Below are 17,685 nucleotides of genomic sequence, written 5' to 3'. Positions count from 1 at the left end.
ATGCAAATCGAGGGACTTTTGCGCGATATAACGGCTGTGGAGTCCGTTAGCGGGCCGGATGTCTGCGATGAGCGGCGGAAAATCCCCAGGAAACAACAAAAAAACCGCGGTTCCCCGCGGCTTCTGCCCATGCGCATCCTCTTTATTTCAAATACTTCTTCGCTGCTTCGATCACGTCATCTTCCGATTTCCCTTTCAAGTATCGTCCGTTTACAAAAATGAACGGGTACTTGGCGCAGGGACCGCAGTATGACTTGCAGCCTATTTTTATTTCCGATTCCGGTACCAGCTTCGCCAGCTTGGGAAGCATCGTTTTGACGCGAATATATTTGCATTTGTCGCAAATGCGTATGTCGTTAGGCATGATGAATTGCTTCTGCGATTAATGATCGCCGTGATTGCCTCGGGACGGATTCGTAACGGCAAAGCCTTCTTCCGGCACGTAGAAATAGTCAACGCGAACGCCATCGAGGAAATCGACGCCTTTCTCAAGAATAACGTCAATATCCTTATCCGTCTTAACGACTTCGTCTTTCTCTGTCGGCGTATCGATTCCCATGCCGTAATGCGCGTGATCGCCATGCGCGTGCGTCACATAAATGCGCAGCAGCTTCCCTTCATTTTCTGGCTTGTCCAGCTCAACGCGGAGAACCTTCGCTGCGTTTTTCGATATTTTGCACTTCATCGGTTAATCGCTCCTTTTACTCTATCATTCATATCCTATACCTAGGCTTATCTTAGTTATTGTATAGAATGCCTCGCAGAAGTTCAACCCGCAACTCCTAGTTTCATCGGCTTGTAATGCCGTATTTGCGCTCCGTCCGGCCTGCAAACCATCCTGCAATGAGCAGCGTTATCGCAATATCGTCCAGCGGCATAAACGGGATCGGTACGAGCACATCGGGCAAAATCCAGTATATGACAACCGGCACGATAAACAGCAGCTTGTCTCCAAGCTTCACCTGCGGCATCAAGAGCAGCTTATAAACACGCATCAACAAATGCTTCCAGCGTCGAAGCGAAAGCAGCTTGTTCATCCTTATCCCTCCTCGTCGGCAGGTATAAGCTACACATGCTTCGCACGGTCTCTGCCTTTGGTACAAGTATACCACGCAGCACGAGGCCGCTAAACCATTGCGTTTAGCGGCCCCGTTGCTCCAACCGGCGATAGTCGCCTCTACCATCACGAAAGCATAGCCTCCAGCAGCAGCTTGACTACATCGTCGTACATATCGTCGAATTGCTCCAGCGGCAGCGGGTTTACCCCGATCCCCGCCTCAATCGTAAACCCCGGCTTTCGATAGGTCTGGATGAACCAATCCTTGTAGCCGGCATCGCTGCCTGTCAGATGGACAGGGCGGTACCCGCTGGCTTGCCCCAATCGAAAAGCGATTCGCTCGGATTCAGGCGGCTCAAACCCGCGATAGTTCCAATAGATTTCCTGCCCTTGCGTATGCAGCGCCAATACCAGCTCGAATTGCTGATCCTCCGTAAATGCCGCCAGGGCAGCCGCTTCCGGCTCGCTGAGCGGCTTAGCGCCCGGGTAATCGCGAGGTCCCGGTCCAGACGTCCCTCGCCGGCTGCATTCCTCTTCCCAATGCGCAGGAAACTGATCGTTCAGATCAACCCCCCGGACATTGGCCTTCCAGCGGCTAAAACGCCCCGAGCCCCGGTTCATCTCAAGCAGCTTAGCGTAATGCGGATGATCCTTATGCAGCCCTTCCTGCACAAGCTGCACGCCGTCAGGATTAACCATCGGCACGATCCATAACGTAACCTTCGACAGCAAGGAATGGATGTCTACGCCTCGCAATTGAATGTTCAGCTCCGACGCTCGCACGACATCCTCTGCAAAAGTCATAAGCAGCATGCTAGTAATCCACTCATTCGCATGAACGGCGCCGTTCGCATGCATAACGCGAGGTCCGCTGCCCAACCTGATCGCGATTATGGGCTTGCCCATCACGCTCTCGCCGATGCTTCGCACCTCAACCGCCGTCCTGTAGCGCTCTGCCAGTCGCGCGCAATCTCGGCTAAGCTCTCCGGGGCCATATTCCGCCCGCGCGTCTACAATGCGGTTAGGCGGACCAACAGGAATGCGCAGCAGCGTGCCCGGCGCCCACAGCGCAGGCGGACAGCTGCGATTAGCTGCCTCCACTGCTGATGCTTCAACCCCAAACAGCTCGGAGAGCCGATGAAGCGTGTCGCCTTCTTGGACGGTGTACCATACATCGGATGCCGGCGGAACTTGCAAAACAATACCCGTTGGGATCGGTTCCCCTTCCGTTAATCTAGGGTTGCAGGCAAGCAGCGAAGCGGCTGATATGCCAAAATCCCGTGCGATACGCAGCAGCGTGTCACCGGGACGAACGGTATAGGAGAGCAATGGACCTCCTCCTTTTCTCCGGAACTTTCGATTATTCGTGAGAGGTGAAAGATGCTTATCCCTACATCGTATTCGCTTACAGGAACGCTCATTCCCCGAATGCCAAAAAGGACAGCGCATCACGGGTCCATATCCGGAACCCCCGATGTCTGTCCTGTTTCATTCGCCTTTCAACTATCACTACCAGGTATGGGAAACTTGCCACACGACTGGCGTCAGTTCGATCTGTTTGCCCAGCCATTGTGTCGCAATCTGCTTAAACATCTGCTGCTCCCCACTGCAAAAAAAACGATGCATGGGCTCTGCTTCGATACTTACAAGCTTGCCTTGCCCTTCTAGAATCGCTCGAATTTCTCGCACGGTTTCCTCGGCCGAGCTAATCAATGCAACCTCAGGACCCATCACTTCACTTATGCTTTCCGACAAAAACGGATAATGGGTGCATCCAAGAATCATGCAGTCAAGCGGGTACTCCCGTAAATAACCAAGCGCCTGTTGAACGGTATGAAACGTCTCTGTCGATCGAAAATTGCCCTGCTCCACTAACGGCACGAATGCTGGGCACGCTTGGCTGATTACATGAATGTGCGGTGAAAGCTGCTTCAGCGCATGCTCATATGCGCCGCTTCGAACGGTCCCCTCGGTGCCGATCACCCCGATTACGCCCGTATTCGTCCGGCTGAGCGCCGCTCTGGCCCCTGGATCAATTACGCCGACGACTGGGACAGATACCATTTCTTTCAAATCATCGAGGGCAAATGCAGTCGCCGTATTGCATGCAACAACAATCATTTTGGGGTTGTATTGAATCAAATAATCGACAATCTCTTTCGTAAAACGAACAACTTCACCTGCCGGACGCGGACCATACGGCGTGCGAGCGGTATCGCCAAAATAGACAATTTTCTCGCGCGGGAGCTGTCGCATCACTTCTTTGGCAACCGTTAATCCGCCAACTCCAGAGTCTAATATCGCAATCGGCTGCTGCACATCCACACCGCTTTCTTTTCAACAGTTTGACAGATTTCAATAGCATATGAATGCCATCATGGAAATGTACCTATTTGTTAGCCCTGTCGTATGAAAAGAAGATGGCTGCAGCATCCGCTATGTATGGCCATACCTGTCGCTATCAGCATCCCGGCCCAATACAACCCGATGGACGCCAAAAGGCGGCTGCCCTTATAAGGACTGCCGCCTTTTGATGTCGGTCATCCAGGCGACCAACCGATGCGAACGAGTTATCCAATCGTTTGAAGCGTTTTGTCGATCGATTCCACTTGCTCGGTTTCCGGCTCCAGCGCTTCCAGTGCATCCGAAACCAGTTCGTTCTCCGACGAAGCAATGCCTGCTGTCAGCGAGCTAATAATCGCTTTCTCCAGCTCCGCCTCCACTCGCTCTTCGCCTCCACGCCACGATCTGACACTCGTGACGACGCCCGCCGCTGCGGACTTCGCACGGTCGGCCACCTCAGACGCGCTGCTGCCGACTTGTTTCGCGATGCGTCCCGTCGTTTGACCGACCTGCGATGCGATTCTTGCCGTCGTGTCGCCTACCTTTTGAGCGCCTTCCGCAATGTCATGGCGAAGCTCTTTGCCCGCTTTTGGCGCGAACAGCAGCGCAGTAACCGAGCCAACGACTACCCCCGCCAATGCGCCGAACAGAAAACCTTTGCTACCTGTAGATTTTGCCATTATTAATCGCTCCCTCCATCTTTATCGTGCCCATCGTCCTCCCCAGAGCATGCGGGCTTATTCGCAACTTTGTCACGTACCGATTGCCACAGCTGCCATGCCGTCATTCCGACCTCGGCCCAATCAAGCGCCTCATCGAGTCCCTTCAGCCGCTTGTTCTCGATCCGTTCCGCTTGCTGTCTAGCTTTATTGGATAAAGCTGCAGTCATTGCATTCATCGCTGCTGAAGCATTCTCGACCGATTCGCCCATCAGGGAGGCCGCTTGGAATAATCCGCTCATCGCACGCAGTTGGGTACTCACAAGCCCAAGCGTATCATCCATACGATCCGTCGTTCCTTGCAGTTTAAGCATTAACGTTCGCATATCCCGCTCCAGCTTTTCCGTAGATTGCTGCATCAGCGTCAGCCGGTACACCGCAGCCCGCAAGCTCATAAGCAAGCCTATCGTCAAAACGATGAATACGATCGTTGCTGCTACCGCACACCATGCCGCCGTCATCATGACATCGCGCTCCTTTCCCGCTCGCCTCTTGGTGGAAGTAGACGAATGCCTAATTTGTAATGACAGTATAAGCAGCATAGGCTTGGATTGACACAACGCGCCATACAAAAAAAGCATCGCCTGTACCTATGGGTACAGCACGATGCTTCGCTTGCTTGATATGCGCTTATTTGACGGCATCCGGCGCCTCTGGCGGATTCGTAATGACATAGGTGCATTTGGCGCCGCCCTTAGCGAGACATTCCGTTCGCTCCACCTGCGTCTGCAGCAGCTCTTCGAACAATTGCAGCTCGCATGTGCAGGCTTGCTGATACGGCTTCGCTACCTGTGCGATCGGGCAGTTAAATTCGTGCAGCTGGTAATCGCCTGCCTCCGACTGCTCGATTTCCACCATATAACCGCCTGCATTCTGGATAGCGGCCAGCTCCTCGACCCTGCCATGCAGCGTTTTGCCTGCCATTCGAGGCGCATAGCGCTCCAGCAGCTTCCGCTTACGACTCTGGAACAAATGGTCGACCATCGGCGCCGTTGCCTCTTCCTTCGCCAAGTCATCGAGAATATCGAGCGTCAAGCCATGATAATTTTTAGGAAAAAGCTCCTCAGATTCCGCTGTCAGCGTGTACATATGCTTGGGCCTGCCCGCTCCTCGCTTCACGGAGGTTTGCTGAATAAACCCGTCGCTCTCAAGGGCATACAGATGCCTGCGTATCGCCATTTCCGTTAACCCGAGCTGGCTCGCTAGTTCACCCGCACTCTGGGTCCCCTTCGTCTTCAGCAATCCGACGACTGTCTGCCGCGTTGATCGTTCGTCCCGCTGTGGAGGATGGTCTGCTCCACTCTGTCTATCGCTTCGTTTCATCCTCACACCGCCTTTCGCCTGCTTTTACGACATTGTAACCGATTTTGTACCGTTCGTAAATTTACATCCCAAAAAGAGCCTGCCATCAGCTTGCTGATAACAGGCTCTTCCTATGCGTACGTGCACAGGCTATGCTGGCAGCTCACGCTCCAAATATTGCTCCACGGCTGTTTTAAAACGCTGAAGCAGCTCCGGAAGCACCGACGATAGCTCATGCCATTCGGTGCGCGGCCATTCATAATAATATTGCACGAGCGGCTTGCGCAGCTTCACCAGCGCCATAAGCGGCTCGTGAAGCTCCTTCGCGAATACATGCTCTTCCGCAATAATATCTACAAGATCCTCGTAGCTGCTTGCATCGCGCATAATAAATCCATCGATGAGAAAGCTTCCGATATCCGTAACCGTCTCAATCGCCAGATGCAGCGCCCGCTCCTGCGCCATTCCTTCAAGCAGGGACCCGCTCCAGCCTTCTGCCAGCAAAGTGAGCGTGTCTGCGATTTCCGGAATTGCCTCCAGCCGTTGACGAATCTGTTCGACGTTCACATAGTACATAGCTGGTTGCAGCTCCTTTCTTCGCCACCAGCGTTATGCGTTATTCCGCATCTCGCTTGGAGGCTGATCGACGCCCTTTTCGTTTGAGCCATGCGACCATAATGATACTGCTGACGATAACCACGATAAGGTACGTCAGCAATTGGTATAAATCTTCATTGCCGTTATCCATCCGCTTCTTGACTCCTTAGCTTACGTAGTCGACGCTTGCGGACGCTTCGCGCACCTGCGTCATATGCTCGATTACTTTTTTATGAACAGGATGGACCTGATACGCTTCCAAATCTTCCATCGACTCGAACTTGGTTACGAGCGCGATATCATAAGAACGTTCCGAATGCAGAACGTCCAGCCCTACCTCGAGAAACTTCAATTGCTCGATTTTGCCCTCCATGTCACGGAGCACTTGCGCAGTCCGTTCAATCGCCTCTGGGCTGCGATCCTTCAACTTGAACATAACGATATGGGTAATCATAGTATCCACTCCATTCTTCTATAGGTACGACTCGCATGAGATAACCGCGGGTGTCGCATAATATCGGTACCGAATCAGCCAAATTGACCAACAAAGGGGATCGGCAAACGCTATGCGCTATCCGGTTACAATTGTGGCCACCCTCATCGGGTTAGCCCTCTGCTTGTACAATGCGACGGGTTATGACCCGCACAACTTCGTGTTCTTCATGTTAAGCATTCCAGCATGGATTGCCGATCTGGCGTTCGACATCCATAACGTTGGCGTCATGAGCATCTATGTGTGGACCGTCCTGACCTGGGCCGCGCTCGGTTTCATTGCTGACTTGATCATTCATCGCCAGCGCACCCGCCGTCATGCTACGGACTAATAATAGGCCTGAAAGTAAGGAAAAGGAGCCATCGGGCTCCTTTTTGTCTTATTCCACGATTAGTACGGATTTCATCGTCGCATGGCCAGAACCGCACATGACGGAGCAATGCATCTCGTACGTGCCCGGCTTGTCGAGCGTAATGTCTTGCTGCGTTTTGTCGCCTTGCAGGTCGATGTTCAGATCTTTGATTGCCAGACCGTGGACACCGCTTTTGTTTTGCAGAAGCAGACGCACTTTCGTGCCCGCTTTCACGTGATATTCTTTCTCGTTGAATACGTAATCATTCGATGCTTGCACTTTCAACAGCTGCATTCCTTCTGGCAATCCCGCTGTCTCGTCCTTCGGCTTGTCTGGAAGTCCGAACGTCAGCAAGTATACGCTCAGTAAGGTTGCCGCCGTAAATACGACGAACATGATCCATTTGTGCATAATCTGTGCTCCCCCTTGCAGGCTTTTGTCTACTCCTTATAATACCCAACTTCGTCCATTGTTCTCAACCTTTAAAATGAAGGAGATGAAAAATTTTTGTACAGAATGTGACAAATGTTTGAACGATTTATTCATGCATATAGGTCTTCAGCAATCGTTCGGATTCCGCTTTCACGAACCCCCATACCATTGAAAACTGATGGTGATAGCCTCGGCACACATACTTCGCGTGCATGGCTTCCTTCTGCTGGCTCTCCTCATAAATCTTGATGCCAGCAGCGCGAAACTGGCGCCGCAGCGCCGCCAGATCCAACAGCACGCGGTCCTGAACCGCGCGCAGCATCGACTCGTAAAGCCGGGGCAGCTTCATCCCGGCTTTACCGACAACGCGAATATCATGATCAAGTATGCGCATGACAATCCCGAGCAGCACATACCGCTTCACCAGCTCCTGCTCCGCCCCGCTCTGCGTCGGCGGATGGGATGCCTCACGAACCAAGGCCATCACTTTATCGTTCGTAACCGCCATCGGCGATCCCTCCAATAAGAACATTTGTTCTTATTATAACGACAATAGGCCCGCTTATGCAAGCGGGCCATCAGCCATTTTGTGCCGCGTATGATCGTTCTGCTTTACTTTCCTTTCGTGTTGTCTTTATCTTTCAACACCTCGATAATACGCCTCACCTTGTCGGGCAGCGGCAGGCCGAGGCGGCCATAGTTCTCTGTAATCGAAATCAATTCATTCGCCAAGTAAAAATAAATTGCAGCTGCCATTGTCGTATCATTCGTTTGAAGCAGTTGGTCGATCTGATGAGCGAGCAAGATAATGAGCAGCGTCAGCCCCTTCCGAGTCAGCCCCCAGGCGCCAACATTGCTGTTTAAGCCCTTCTTCTCCTTCAACGATGCCGCAATCCCTGTCAGATAATCAATGCCCATTGCGACTAACAGTACCGTTAGCGATTGCGGCCAAACGCCAAATGCAATAGCGGCCCAATAACCAAACATGCCTGCAATCGAGCAAACCCACGCTAGTGGCATATCCCCTCCCCTCCTTAATTCTGCCTGCGTTTTCCTCGTCAGCTATGACGAGAAGCCCGCAGCAGTGGGAATATATAGTTACTATATGCAAGCCCGAACAGGTTGTCCGATGCGGATGCCCATTTTATGAGGAAATCTACCAATTGCTACACTCACGCTTCCTTGCGCTTTGTGGTAGGATAATTAAGGAAGAACGCATTGCTTGCTTATAAGCAAAACCGGATAATGATGCATGTTAACGATCTAAATTGGAGGCGATTACATTGGCAACGGAACAACAAGCGGCTGAAGGATACTTCGGACAATTCGGCGGGAGCTTCGTTCCCCCTGAGCTGCAAGAAGTGCTCGATTACCTGGCAGAGCAATTCCATACATTCAAGGACGATCCCGCATTCAACGAGGAACTTCGCTACTACCTTCGCGAATACGTCGGCCGCGAGAATCCGCTAACCTACGCGCAGCAGCTCACCGAGCAATGGGGCGGCGCCAAAATTTATTTGAAGCGCGAGGACCTTAACCATACCGGCTCTCATAAAATCAACAATGTTGTCGGGCAAATCCTGCTGGCCAAACGAATGGGCGCCAAGCGCGTCATCGCCGAGACTGGCGCCGGGCAGCACGGCGTCGCAACTGCAACAGCATGCGCGATGTTCAATATGGAATGCATCATCTACATGGGCGCCGAGGATACGCGTCGTCAGGCGCTGAACGTGTTCCGCATGGAGCTGCTCGGAGCCAAGGTCGTAGCGGTAGACAAAGGTCAGGGCCGCTTGAAGGATGCGGTCGATGAAGCGTTAAACGATCTTGTCGCCAACTACAAAACGACCTTCTATCTGCTCGGGTCCGCGGTTGGTCCGCATCCGTACCCAACGATGGTCAAACATTTTCAATCGATTATTAGCGAGGAATCCAAACGCCAAATCCTTGAGAAGGAAGGCAGGCTCCCCGATGCGGTCATCGCATGCGCAGGCGGCGGCAGCAACGCGATCGGCTCGTTCGCCCATTATATGAATGAGCCATCGGTGCAGCTCATCGGCGTAGAGCCGGATCAGGCTCCGACGATGACACAAGGCGTTCCGGGCGTCATTCATGGGTTCAAATGCCTTGTTCTTCTGGACGAGCAGGGGAACCCGAAGCCGACCTACTCGATTGCGGCAGGGCTCGACTATCCGGGCATCGGGCCGGAGCACAGCTATCTGCAGGAGAGCGGACGCGCGCAGTACGTGACGGTAACGAACGAGGAAGTGCTCGCTGCCTTCCAAGAGCTGTCTCGCGCCGAGGGCATCATTCCAGCGCTTGAAAGCGCGCATGCCGTTGCCTATGCGAAGAAGCTGGCGCCAACGCTCAGCCGCGACAAGCTGCTGATCGTCAATCTGTCCGGGCGTGGCGATAAAGACGTCGAGCAGGTGTTCCACATGCTGAAGAAATAGCTTCTGAGCGACTGCTATAAAACGAAGAAGCGGCTTCAAGCCCGGCATGCGCTGCATGCGGCTTGAAGCCGCTCTTTTGTTAATCCGCAATCCCGGCATCCGCCCTCACCGACCGCAAGCCGTTGCAATAGTGTATCGTATAGCTGACTCATGAAGGAGGAGGTCCCCATGAGCAAACGCAAGATTCCAAACGCAAGCATTGCGAAGACAAAGCTTTCCCCTTACACACTGGGCAAAACAGCCAAAGCCATGCTGCCCTTCTACCGCCGCGTCGCCGCCAGCCGCCCCTACTCGGTGCGATGGGCCAAAGCGGTTCGGCAAGGCAATTTGGATACGATGATCGCGATGCTGCAGCCTTATGTCCCTCTCTCAGCCATCGATAGCCTTGCAACGAATGGCATTGGCTACTTCGTCGATTTTCCCGTTGCCGGCAAGAAGCCTCCCTATACGAACGCTACCTCAATCCGTCCGGGTCAAACCCAGTTCACATTCAGCGCAGCCATTCATCGCCAAATTGCAATTGCCATTATCCCGCTTTACGCCGAGATCACTGCCAATAAACCGTTCCGAAACTATCTGGTTCAGGCCATCAACGCCAACAATCAAGCGCTCGTGAAACGTCTCGTGCGCAGCCTCATTCCTACTCGCAGGCTGAAGTCGATCGGTATCGCGCAGTCTGGCATTACGCTCGGCTTCCGCTACCCATCCAGCCGGTATGTTTACCATAATCAATTTTTTCAAGACCAGCTTTATTAGCGTGAAACAAGAAATTAAAAAGCGGGTACTCCTGCCGTCTGAGCTTGCCAGATGACAGCGAATACCCGCTTAACGAATATATAATTAGACAACTGCAGCAGGCAGTTCGTTGTACGCCTTCAAAAGCGTTTGGCGGTTGACGCGAACGCGATGTGCCTCGCGCAAGCTTCGTGTGAGAAGTTCATCATCGATGCCAAGCTCTGAAGCTGTTGCTGGCCCGCCAACGACGCGAAGCAGCCGCTGCAGTTCTGCCGTGGATGGCACCGCAGCAAGCGCCTGCTCTAGCCGCTCGCGATCAGCAGCGAATAGCGCTTCGCCCTGCTCCTCCGCAATTCGGCGATAGACGCCGGCGATCGCCGCGCTTGCAACGCCTACCTTCGCCCCATGCAGCAGCGAGCGGCGGCCAAGGCGCAGGTACTCCATCTCCCAATAGTGGGACAAGTGATGCTCGGCCCCTGCTGCAGGATGCGATTGCCCGAACAGCAGCATCGCTAGGCCCGACTCGATCAGCGCCTCCGTCAGCACGCGAATGCCGTCTTGGTCCCGGCTTCCGATCGATTCGGCGTGCTTGACGCATTTGTCGAGCGCGTACGCGGTAATCGCCGCGGCGGTCCGGTCATAGGGCTCGTCGCCAGCGGCTGCGCCATAGACCCAGTCGAACAGCGACGTGTATTTGCCCAGCATATCGCCAAAGCCGGCTGCCGCCATAGCCGAAGGCGCAGCGCACAATACATCCAGATCGGCGAAAATCGCATCCGGCGCAATAGCCGCGAATGTTTTCTTCTCGCCCCTGATGATGAGCGGCGCGCCTTTGGAGTTGAAGCCGTCAACGGAAGGCGCCGTCGGCACGGAAACGAACGAAATGCCTGCCAAGCAAGCCGAATACCTGACGATATCATGAATCGTCCCGGAGCCGACCGCAATGACGAGTTCTGCGCCCGTCTGGCGAATATCCGTCAGTAACTGCACCAGCGATGCTTCATCGGCGATGACATCGCCCTGCGCGTCCGGTTTTATCAGGGTTGTCTGGACCGAAATGCCTGCATCCGCAATGCGCGGCCATAACGCCATCCCCGCTGCGGCGTGCGTATTCGCATCCGCAGCGATCAACACGCGTTTAAAGCCCCGATCCTGAAGATAAGGAGCAACATGCCGAAGCGCACCGGCTTCGATGATGATCGGATTGACCGTAATCGCCTGTAACGCCTCTTCATCAAGCCACGGCGCTGCCTCCTTAAGATTATCCAACACCTGATTCATGTCATTCCCTCTCCTTTTACAGCTGCTTTAGTTGTTAGTTCCCCAATAGAAGACCAAATCCAGTCCGGCCGTGCCGGCCAAAGGCCCGCTGCCTCTGTCGTGGTCGAGCCCGTCAATACAAGCGCGGTTTTCATGCCCGACCGCTTGCCCAAGCCAATATCAGACGCCAAGCTGTCGCCGATCATCAAGCAACGTTCAGCCGGCAATTGCAGTGCTGCTAGCGCCGCCTCCGCCATAAGCAAGGATGGCTTGCCGACCACGAGCTCCACTTGCGCGCCTGTTGAAGCGGCAATAGCGCCGATCATGCCAGCGACGTCGATATGGTCACCGAACTCGCCGGGGAATGACCGGTCCTCATTCGTTGCAATGATGCGCGCGCCATGCCGAACGGCCCGAAACGCTTCATTCAGCTCGTGATACGTGAGCGTCTCATGCAGCGTAATAACGAGCCAATCCGCCAGCTCTGGCCGAACCGCCAGTGTGATGCCGCCGGCAGCGAGCTCGTCTTGCAGGCCCCAATCCCCAAGCGTCCATGCTTCGCAGCCGGGATGATGCTCCCGTAAGTAGCGGGCAGTCACGGTGGACGACAAAATAATCTCGTCCAATGACGCTTCCACGCCTAGCCTGCGAAGCTTTGCCAGACACATCTCTCTTGATATATTGCCTCGGTTGCTAAGGAAGACAAGCCGCTTGCCAGCAGCCCGGAGCGATGCGATCGCTTGCTGGGCGCCCTCTACGACCTGCTCTCCCCTAAACACCGTACCGTCCAAATCAATAACGAACCCGTCCAGATCCATTGCTTTCATCGCGGATGCCCTGCCTCTCGCGAACCATTTGCCGTGCGCATTCGTGCGGCGATCCTTACTTTCCTTTCTTATTTTCCGTCTCCGGCGGCGTGAAAGTCAATGATTGTTTATTTTTGTTATCATTCTCATTCATTATCAATCGGATCAACGGATACTGTCGTAAAAAATAAAAACATTCAACGAATATCGTTGAATGTTTTCACTTAACCCTATTAAACGCCGCTATTCGGCAGACTCTGCAACGAGCAGCTCAATCCCCGTAATCCGACGCAGGAAAGCGGGGTCGGCGCCTTCATCCGTAATGATCGTATGGACCGCGCGCGTCTGCACGCTTGTCGCAATCGACCGCCGCCCAAGCTTCGTATGGTCCAGAAGAGCGACGATTTTGCTTGCGTTTGCTGCCATTAGCTTCTTAAGCTCCGCCTCGTATAAGCTGAAGTCCGTCATCCCTTCCTCCACGGTGAACCCAAGCGAAGAGGTGAAGAAAAGGTCCGCATGAATTTCTTCCAATATCGTCCGGCCGAGCACGCCTTCAACCGAGCCGGAGCCCGGACGCAGCACGCCGCCGACAAGAATAACATTAATGCGCGGATTGCGATTGAGCGTGAGCGCAGCTTCCACCCCGTTCGTTACTACGGTCAAATAATCGCAGTCGACAAGCGCCTTCGCAAGCTCCAGCACCGTCGAGCTCGCATCCAATAATATGCACTGGCCCTGATGCACCAGCTCCGCTGCTTTCTTCCCGATCACCTGCTTCAGCTCAGCGTTCAGCTCGCTCCGCGACGTCATGCGCAAATCTTGGAATGACGGCTTCTTCGCGCGAACCGGGACAGCTCCGCCATGCGTTCGCTCCAGCAGCCCCTCCTCCTCCATTTGGCGCAAATCCGCGCGAAGCGTGCCTTCCGAAACATTCAGCTGACGTGCCAGGTCCTTAACGATCACTTGCTTATGCTGCTGCAGCAGCTGTACGATCTGCTCTCGGCGATGAGGGGCGAACATGATGAACTCCTCCTGATTTCTATCGTTATGAATCATATTATAACGAAATTCGAAGCCAAACGATAGCAAATAACAACGCTTTGCGGCATGCAGCGAATTTCTTTTCAATCACAGCTTTACAACCGAACATAGGTGCAAACCCATAACGAGCTGGATGCGCTGTATGACGAGTTCAAAGCGAATGGGGCACTCATCGTTTCAGAGCCGCAACTGACGGAGCATGATTGGGGCGTGTGGAAGGACTTTTCGGTCAAGGATTTGGACGGGTATGTCATAACCATTCATCATAAACAAGGGCCGCCCGACGTCATGATCCATGACGTGCAGGCAGCCCTTGAGAACAGCTAAGCCGAATGCATGCAAGCCTACGCTTGCAGCTTGTTGAACGTATCAGTCAGCACCGGTACGATTTGTTTTTTACGGGAAACCACGCCTTTGAGCACTGCCGTGTTGTTCGACAGCGACACGTTGTACGCTTGCTCGACTACGCTCGCGGAACGGCCGAGTGCAAGGCCGATCGAATCGTTCGTCAAGATGTCCGTTACGACGAACAGGAACAGGTCGAGGCCTTTTTCTTCGATGATCGTGTTCAGCGCAGCTTCGAGCTCGCCTTGACGGGAAAGCACATCGTTCGTGTCAACCGCGTTAACTTGTGCGATTTCAACTTTAGCGCCGCCCATCGAGAACTCTTTCGCGTCGAGGGAGATCAGCTGCGCGATCGATTTGTCGCTCAGGTCAGCGCCAGCTTTGAGCATGGCTAGACCATAGCTGTCAGCGTCAACGCCAGCAATAGCAGCCAGCTCTTTCGCTGCGTCTACGTCTTCTTGCGTGCACGTAGGCGATTTGAACAGCAGGGAGTCGGAGATGATTGCCGACAGCATCAGGCCTGCGATTTCCTTGCGGATCGCTACGCCTTTTTCTTTGTAGATTTTATTGAGAATCGTCGCCGTGCAGCCTACTGGCTCAGCGCGGTAGTACAGCGGGTCGCTCGTTTCGAAGTTAGCGATCCGGTGGTGGTCGATAACCTCGATAACGCGTACGTCTGCGATATCGTTCGCGCTTTGCTGGCGCTCGTTGTGGTCGACGAGAATAACTTCTTTGGCTTCAGCAGCAACCGCTTCTACAAGGCGCGGCGCTTGGATGCCGAATTGGTCGAGCGCGTATTGCGTCTCGCCGTTTACTTCGCCAAGGCGAATGGCTTCAGCGTCAACGCCAATTTCTTTTTTCAATTCGGCATAAGCGATAGCCGAGCAAATCGTATCCGTGTCCGGATTTTTATGTCCGAAAACAAGAACTTTAGTCATGATTCACTTTCGCTCCTTCATGTTTCGATATTCGATTCTGGCATTCCTCATCCAATAAGGGAGAAATAGGCTCGTCCATAATAATAGCATACTTATCGGAATATTTTTAGATCGAAATCTTGAATTTTATGGCGCTATTGCATCAACAGCGCTCACCATTGTGCCGCGAACGGCCCGGTAAGCGCTGTCGATACTGTCAGCAAGGCTAGCCTTTAACGAGTGCGTCGATCGCAGCCTTGGTTTCGGCGCTGAATTCGCGGAAGAACGCGACCAGCTCCGCGTTGCATAAGCCGGCATTATACAGCATTTGAATCATGACCAGCTCCGCATGTCCCTTGTCATTGGAGGTCGTAATAAGACCGGCGCCTTTGGCAGCGATGATCGCATCATTGGCCCAAGCAGGAGGCGTCTGGTTGTTGGACATATTCACCCGCTCCTCCAGCGCCGCCACACGATCTGCCAAATCCTGCATTTGTTGTTTTTCCGCGTCCGTCATCGTTTCGTCCTCCCCATTGTCGCCATCTTGGGCGTAGGCTTTGCGCAGCTCATCTTCCGTTCCCGCATATTCGTTCAAATCGACTGGGCCGGCAATGCCTGCAACCGCTCGCGCGCCATTCGGACGAACGCCGCCCGCGGATCCGTCGCTATATTGCCAGAACGTCCAGTGGCTCCATGCCGTCGTATCGGCAGGCGGCGAGCTGCTATAACGCGCCGCCCACAGCTCATAAACGCCCAACGAGGCGTCGAAATTGTTCGCGAAGCTGCTGCCGGAATAAATAATCGGCTTCACGCCGGTCAGCCTTTGCGTCTCCGTCAGAAAAGCTTGCGCCACCGCATTGATGTCGGCCTTGCTCATGCTCGAGTCCGCTTGCTCATAATCCATAGCGGGAGGAAGCTGGAACGCCGCCGCCCCTCCTGCCGAAGCGATCGCATCAGCGAAATTGGCCGCTTCCTTGACTGCTGCATCTGTCGTCTTGGCATTGACGAAGTGGTAGGCGCCAATAAGAACGCCGGCCGTTCGAGCTCCCTTCGCATTGGTGATAAACGTCGAATCTCGCGAGCTGGTCCCTTGGCTTGCCTTTAAGAAAGCAAACGCGATTCCGTCATTTTTAACCCGGTTCCAATTGACCGTCCCCTGATAATGCGAAACATCGATCCCTTGGGCATTGCCTGCGCTTCTATTCTGCATTCGATCCCCTCGCCTCCTGATTTCCGGCAGCTAACTGCCCCATCCTATGCGCGGTTAACGCGCTTCATACCTGCCAATCTAGCAGGGACGACCCGAACTAGCGTAAATTTCCCAGTCATGCTAATCTGTACAAAGCGGCACTTTCGTTCTGCCGCTTGGATCCATCCATACAGGCAGAACTACACGCATTGTGATCCAACCTACAAGCTGGATAAAGAAAGGACGTACTTATGATTATTCAACCTAAAACAAGAGGCTTCATTTGCACGACTGCGCATCCGGATGGCTGCGCCCGTCAAGTCCAGCGTCAAATTGAATATGTACAAGCTCAACCTGCTATCCATGGCCCTCGCAACGTGCTCGTAATCGGCGCGTCGACGGGATACGGTCTGGCATCGCGCATCGTTGCGTCGTTCGCTTCCGGCGCAAACACGGTTGGCGTATACTTCGACAAAGCTGCGGAAGGCGCTCGCACCGCATCGGCTGGCTGGTATAACTCCGCCGCATTCGAGCAAGCCGCGCAAGCCGCTGGACGCAAATCGTACAGCATCGTTGGCGACGCGTTCTCCGACGAAATCAAAGCAAAGACGATCGACCTGATTCGCACAGAGATCGGCAGCATCGATCTGGTTGTATACAGCGTCGCTTCCCCGCGCCGCACGCACCCGAAAACCGGCGAAACGTTCGCATCGGTCATCAAACCGCTTGGCGAAACGTATTCGAACAAAACGGTTAACTTCCATAGCGGAGAAGTCACGACAGCTACAATTGAGCCTGCTACAGAAGACGAGCTGCGCCAGACGATCGGCGTTATGGGCGGCGAAGACTGGGCGATGTGGATTGACGAGCTGCAACAGGCTGGCGTGTTGGCTGATGGCGCTACGACTGTCGCCTACTCGTACATCGGGCCTGAAATTACGCATGCCGTCTACAAGGAAGGCACGATCGGCCGCGCGAAGGATGATCTCGAAGCAACCTCGCAGCGCATCAACGAAAAGCTCAGCGCTACGGGCGGGCGCTCCTTTATCTCCGTCAACAAAGCGCTTGTTACGCAATCCAGCTCCGCTATCCCAGTCGTGCCGCTGTACATCTCCGCGTTGTACAAGGTCATGAAGGAAAAAGGCCTGCATGAGGGCTGCATCGAGCAAATGTACCGCTTGTTCAACGAACGTCTGTACGGCTCCGCTCATACCGCTGTCGACGACCGCCGCCGCATCCGTATCGACGATTGGGAGATGCGCGACGACGTTCAAGCGGAAGTGTCCCAACTGTGGGCGGACCTGACGACCGAGAACGTGTACGAGCTGTCCGATCTCGAAGGCTATCGCCGCGAGTTTTTCCAGCTGTTCGGCTTCGAAACCGACGGCATCAACTACGAAGCGGAAGCGAACGCAGACGTGGACATTCCGAATTTGCGCTAGGCAAATTTAAGTAATATGTACGAGAAAGCTGCGACGAGCAATCGTTGCAGCTTTTTTCGCGTCCAGTTCTTTAGAACTGTAGATACTCATCCTCTCGCACCTATCAACTGAGAAACTAGCATAATATTCTAGTTCTTGCAACCCTGTTATCCGTAAAATAGAGCTGAATTCATAGGACATTTTATTTACATGAACACAATGCGCA

General features: G+C 53.8%; 24 protein-coding genes. 5 read left to right on the top strand and 19 right to left on the bottom strand.

Going from position 1 to position 17,685, the window contains the following annotated elements; genetic code table 11:
- Nucleotides 1-142: 142 nt before the first annotated feature.
- From PAECUDRAFT_RS00695 to PAECUDRAFT_RS00650, 11 genes are all read right to left on the bottom strand, one after another.
- Nucleotides 143-364, bottom strand: coding sequence for a DUF1450 domain-containing protein (locus PAECUDRAFT_RS00695; protein ID WP_006036159.1), 222 nt, complete (start codon nt 362-364; stop codon nt 143-145).
- An 18-nt stretch (nt 365-382) separates the two neighbouring features.
- Complete coding sequence (locus PAECUDRAFT_RS00690; protein ID WP_006036158.1) at nt 383-685, bottom strand: hypothetical protein; 303 nt, start codon at nt 683-685, stop codon at nt 383-385.
- Nucleotides 686-788: 103 nt separating this feature from the next.
- Nucleotides 789-1,037 (bottom strand): hypothetical protein, encoded by a 249-nt coding sequence (locus tag PAECUDRAFT_RS00685; protein WP_006036157.1) that lies wholly within the window; start codon nt 1,035-1,037, stop codon nt 789-791.
- A 146-nt stretch (nt 1,038-1,183) separates the two neighbouring features.
- Entirely contained in the window at nt 1,184-2,386 is a 1,203-nt protein-coding gene (locus PAECUDRAFT_RS00680; protein ID WP_006036156.1) for a M14 family metallopeptidase, read from the bottom strand.
- Nucleotides 2,387-2,566: 180 nt separating this feature from the next.
- Nucleotides 2,567-3,376 (bottom strand): glutamate racemase, encoded by an 810-nt coding sequence (gene racE / locus PAECUDRAFT_RS00675; protein WP_006036155.1) that lies wholly within the window; start codon nt 3,374-3,376, stop codon nt 2,567-2,569.
- A gap of 251 nt (nt 3,377-3,627) precedes the next feature.
- Complete coding sequence (locus PAECUDRAFT_RS24375; RefSeq protein ID WP_006036154.1) at nt 3,628-4,080, bottom strand: YtxH domain-containing protein; 453 nt, start codon at nt 4,078-4,080, stop codon at nt 3,628-3,630.
- A gap of 2 nt (nt 4,081-4,082) precedes the next feature.
- Nucleotides 4,083-4,583 carry a DUF948 domain-containing protein gene (locus tag PAECUDRAFT_RS00665; RefSeq protein ID WP_006036153.1) on the bottom strand — a complete coding sequence of 167 codons (501 nt, stop codon included), beginning with the start codon at nt 4,581-4,583 and terminating at the stop codon, nt 4,083-4,085.
- A 166-nt stretch (nt 4,584-4,749) separates the two neighbouring features.
- Entirely contained in the window at nt 4,750-5,442 is a 693-nt protein-coding gene (locus tag PAECUDRAFT_RS00660) for a helix-turn-helix transcriptional regulator (protein ID WP_006036152.1), read from the bottom strand.
- Between the two features lie 129 nt (nt 5,443-5,571).
- Complete coding sequence (locus PAECUDRAFT_RS00655) at nt 5,572-5,997, bottom strand: DUF86 domain-containing protein (RefSeq protein ID WP_006036151.1); 426 nt, start codon at nt 5,995-5,997, stop codon at nt 5,572-5,574.
- Nucleotides 5,998-6,037: 40 nt separating this feature from the next.
- Nucleotides 6,038-6,169, bottom strand: coding sequence for a hypothetical protein (locus PAECUDRAFT_RS26555; protein ID WP_006036150.1), 132 nt, complete (start codon nt 6,167-6,169; stop codon nt 6,038-6,040).
- A 15-nt stretch (nt 6,170-6,184) separates the two neighbouring features.
- Nucleotides 6,185-6,472, bottom strand: a complete 288-nt coding sequence (locus tag PAECUDRAFT_RS00650) for a Dabb family protein (protein ID WP_006036149.1) — start codon at nt 6,470-6,472, stop codon at nt 6,185-6,187.
- A gap of 112 nt (nt 6,473-6,584) precedes the next feature.
- Here PAECUDRAFT_RS00650 and PAECUDRAFT_RS00645 point away from each other — a divergent pair, with 112 nt between their 5' ends.
- Nucleotides 6,585-6,842, top strand: a complete 258-nt coding sequence (locus PAECUDRAFT_RS00645; protein WP_006036148.1) for a hypothetical protein — start codon at nt 6,585-6,587, stop codon at nt 6,840-6,842.
- A gap of 48 nt (nt 6,843-6,890) precedes the next feature.
- Here the strand turns inward: PAECUDRAFT_RS00645 and PAECUDRAFT_RS00640 are convergent, their stop codons facing one another.
- From PAECUDRAFT_RS00640 to PAECUDRAFT_RS00630, 3 genes are all read right to left on the bottom strand, one after another.
- Nucleotides 6,891-7,274: a cupredoxin domain-containing protein gene (locus tag PAECUDRAFT_RS00640; RefSeq protein ID WP_006036147.1), complete on the bottom strand. Its 384-nt coding sequence runs from the start codon at nt 7,272-7,274 to the stop codon at nt 6,891-6,893.
- Nucleotides 7,275-7,401: 127 nt separating this feature from the next.
- Entirely contained in the window at nt 7,402-7,803 is a 402-nt protein-coding gene (locus tag PAECUDRAFT_RS00635; protein WP_006036146.1) for a hypothetical protein, read from the bottom strand.
- A gap of 104 nt (nt 7,804-7,907) precedes the next feature.
- The gene (locus tag PAECUDRAFT_RS00630) at nt 7,908-8,315 is read right to left on the bottom strand and encodes a phage holin family protein (RefSeq protein ID WP_006036145.1); all 408 of its coding nucleotides are present in this window, start codon (nt 8,313-8,315) and stop codon (nt 7,908-7,910) included.
- A 263-nt stretch (nt 8,316-8,578) separates the two neighbouring features.
- Here PAECUDRAFT_RS00630 and trpB point away from each other — a divergent pair, with 263 nt between their 5' ends.
- Both trpB and PAECUDRAFT_RS00620 read left to right on the top strand, forming a co-directional pair.
- Entirely contained in the window at nt 8,579-9,745 is a 1,167-nt protein-coding gene (gene trpB / locus PAECUDRAFT_RS00625; protein ID WP_006036144.1) for a tryptophan synthase subunit beta, read from the top strand.
- 168 nt (nt 9,746-9,913) lie between these two features.
- Nucleotides 9,914-10,501, top strand: coding sequence for a hypothetical protein (locus tag PAECUDRAFT_RS00620; protein WP_006036143.1), 588 nt, complete (start codon nt 9,914-9,916; stop codon nt 10,499-10,501).
- Nucleotides 10,502-10,585: 84 nt separating this feature from the next.
- Here the strand turns inward: PAECUDRAFT_RS00620 and PAECUDRAFT_RS00615 are convergent, their stop codons facing one another.
- From PAECUDRAFT_RS00615 to PAECUDRAFT_RS00605, 3 genes are all read right to left on the bottom strand, one after another.
- Nucleotides 10,586-11,761 carry a sn-glycerol-1-phosphate dehydrogenase gene (locus PAECUDRAFT_RS00615; protein ID WP_006036142.1) on the bottom strand — a complete coding sequence of 392 codons (1,176 nt, stop codon included), beginning with the start codon at nt 11,759-11,761 and terminating at the stop codon, nt 10,586-10,588.
- Nucleotides 11,758-12,567, bottom strand: a complete 810-nt coding sequence (locus PAECUDRAFT_RS00610) for an HAD-IIA family hydrolase (protein WP_006036141.1) — start codon at nt 12,565-12,567, stop codon at nt 11,758-11,760. Before PAECUDRAFT_RS00610 ends, PAECUDRAFT_RS00615 begins: the two co-directional genes overlap by 4 nt.
- A 222-nt stretch (nt 12,568-12,789) precedes the next feature.
- On the bottom strand, nt 12,790-13,566 hold the full coding sequence (locus PAECUDRAFT_RS00605; protein WP_006036140.1) for a DeoR/GlpR family DNA-binding transcription regulator: 777 nt from the start codon (nt 13,564-13,566) through the stop codon (nt 12,790-12,792).
- A gap of 132 nt (nt 13,567-13,698) precedes the next feature.
- Between PAECUDRAFT_RS00605 and PAECUDRAFT_RS00600 the strand changes: the two genes are divergently transcribed.
- Complete coding sequence (locus tag PAECUDRAFT_RS00600; RefSeq protein WP_006036139.1) at nt 13,699-13,914, top strand: VOC family protein; 216 nt, start codon at nt 13,699-13,701, stop codon at nt 13,912-13,914.
- Between the two features lie 17 nt (nt 13,915-13,931).
- Here the strand turns inward: PAECUDRAFT_RS00600 and PAECUDRAFT_RS00595 are convergent, their stop codons facing one another.
- On the bottom strand, nt 13,932-14,870 hold the full coding sequence (locus PAECUDRAFT_RS00595; RefSeq protein WP_006036138.1) for a manganese-dependent inorganic pyrophosphatase: 939 nt from the start codon (nt 14,868-14,870) through the stop codon (nt 13,932-13,934).
- Between the two features lie 205 nt (nt 14,871-15,075).
- Nucleotides 15,076-16,059, bottom strand: coding sequence for a glycoside hydrolase family 25 protein (locus PAECUDRAFT_RS00590; protein ID WP_006036137.1), 984 nt, complete (start codon nt 16,057-16,059; stop codon nt 15,076-15,078).
- A gap of 230 nt (nt 16,060-16,289) precedes the next feature.
- Between PAECUDRAFT_RS00590 and fabV the strand changes: the two genes are divergently transcribed.
- Nucleotides 16,290-17,480 (top strand): enoyl-ACP reductase FabV, encoded by a 1,191-nt coding sequence (gene fabV, locus PAECUDRAFT_RS00585; protein WP_006036136.1) that lies wholly within the window; start codon nt 16,290-16,292, stop codon nt 17,478-17,480.
- The last annotated feature ends 205 nt before the right edge of the window (nt 17,481-17,685 follow it).

The sequence above is a fragment of the Paenibacillus curdlanolyticus YK9 genome, assembly GCF_000179615.1.
GTDB classification, from domain to species: Bacteria; Bacillota; Bacilli; order Paenibacillales; family Paenibacillaceae; genus Paenibacillus_T; species Paenibacillus_T curdlanolyticus.
This window is presented reverse-complemented; position numbering and strand designations above follow the sequence as displayed.

Excerpts from the sequence above, each read along its gene's own strand:
- PAECUDRAFT_RS00645 (WP_006036148.1), top strand. The coding sequence starts at position 6,585 with ATGCGCTATCCGGTTACAATTGTGGCCACCCTCATCGGGTTAGCCCTC.
- PAECUDRAFT_RS00665 (WP_006036153.1), bottom strand. The coding sequence starts at position 4,583 with ATGATGACGGCGGCATGGTGTGCGGTAGCAGCAACGATCGTATTCATC.
- PAECUDRAFT_RS00640 (WP_006036147.1), bottom strand. The coding sequence starts at position 7,274 with ATGCACAAATGGATCATGTTCGTCGTATTTACGGCGGCAACCTTACTG.
- fabV (WP_006036136.1), top strand. The coding sequence starts at position 16,290 with ATGATTATTCAACCTAAAACAAGAGGCTTCATTTGCACGACTGCGCAT.
- PAECUDRAFT_RS00650 (WP_006036149.1), bottom strand. The coding sequence starts at position 6,472 with ATGATTACCCATATCGTTATGTTCAAGTTGAAGGATCGCAGCCCAGAG.
- PAECUDRAFT_RS00685 (WP_006036157.1), bottom strand. The coding sequence starts at position 1,037 with ATGAACAAGCTGCTTTCGCTTCGACGCTGGAAGCATTTGTTGATGCGT.
- PAECUDRAFT_RS00635 (WP_006036146.1), bottom strand. The coding sequence starts at position 7,803 with ATGGCGGTTACGAACGATAAAGTGATGGCCTTGGTTCGTGAGGCATCC.
- PAECUDRAFT_RS00615 (WP_006036142.1), bottom strand. The coding sequence starts at position 11,761 with ATGAATCAGGTGTTGGATAATCTTAAGGAGGCAGCGCCGTGGCTTGAT.
- PAECUDRAFT_RS00660 (WP_006036152.1), bottom strand. The coding sequence starts at position 5,442 with ATGAAACGAAGCGATAGACAGAGTGGAGCAGACCATCCTCCACAGCGG.
- PAECUDRAFT_RS00610 (WP_006036141.1), bottom strand. The coding sequence starts at position 12,567 with ATGAAAGCAATGGATCTGGACGGGTTCGTTATTGATTTGGACGGTACG.
- PAECUDRAFT_RS00595 (WP_006036138.1), bottom strand. The coding sequence starts at position 14,870 with ATGACTAAAGTTCTTGTTTTCGGACATAAAAATCCGGACACGGATACG.
- PAECUDRAFT_RS00620 (WP_006036143.1), top strand. The coding sequence starts at position 9,914 with ATGAGCAAACGCAAGATTCCAAACGCAAGCATTGCGAAGACAAAGCTT.
- PAECUDRAFT_RS00605 (WP_006036140.1), bottom strand. The coding sequence starts at position 13,566 with ATGTTCGCCCCTCATCGCCGAGAGCAGATCGTACAGCTGCTGCAGCAG.
- PAECUDRAFT_RS00630 (WP_006036145.1), bottom strand. The coding sequence starts at position 8,315 with ATGCCACTAGCGTGGGTTTGCTCGATTGCAGGCATGTTTGGTTATTGG.
- PAECUDRAFT_RS26555 (WP_006036150.1), bottom strand. The coding sequence starts at position 6,169 with ATGGATAACGGCAATGAAGATTTATACCAATTGCTGACGTACCTTATC.
- PAECUDRAFT_RS00590 (WP_006036137.1), bottom strand. The coding sequence starts at position 16,059 with ATGCAGAATAGAAGCGCAGGCAATGCCCAAGGGATCGATGTTTCGCAT.
- PAECUDRAFT_RS24375 (WP_006036154.1), bottom strand. The coding sequence starts at position 4,080 with ATGGCAAAATCTACAGGTAGCAAAGGTTTTCTGTTCGGCGCATTGGCG.
- PAECUDRAFT_RS00695 (WP_006036159.1), bottom strand. The coding sequence starts at position 364 with ATGCCTAACGACATACGCATTTGCGACAAATGCAAATATATTCGCGTC.
- PAECUDRAFT_RS00690 (WP_006036158.1), bottom strand. The coding sequence starts at position 685 with ATGAAGTGCAAAATATCGAAAAACGCAGCGAAGGTTCTCCGCGTTGAG.
- PAECUDRAFT_RS00655 (WP_006036151.1), bottom strand. The coding sequence starts at position 5,997 with ATGTACTATGTGAACGTCGAACAGATTCGTCAACGGCTGGAGGCAATT.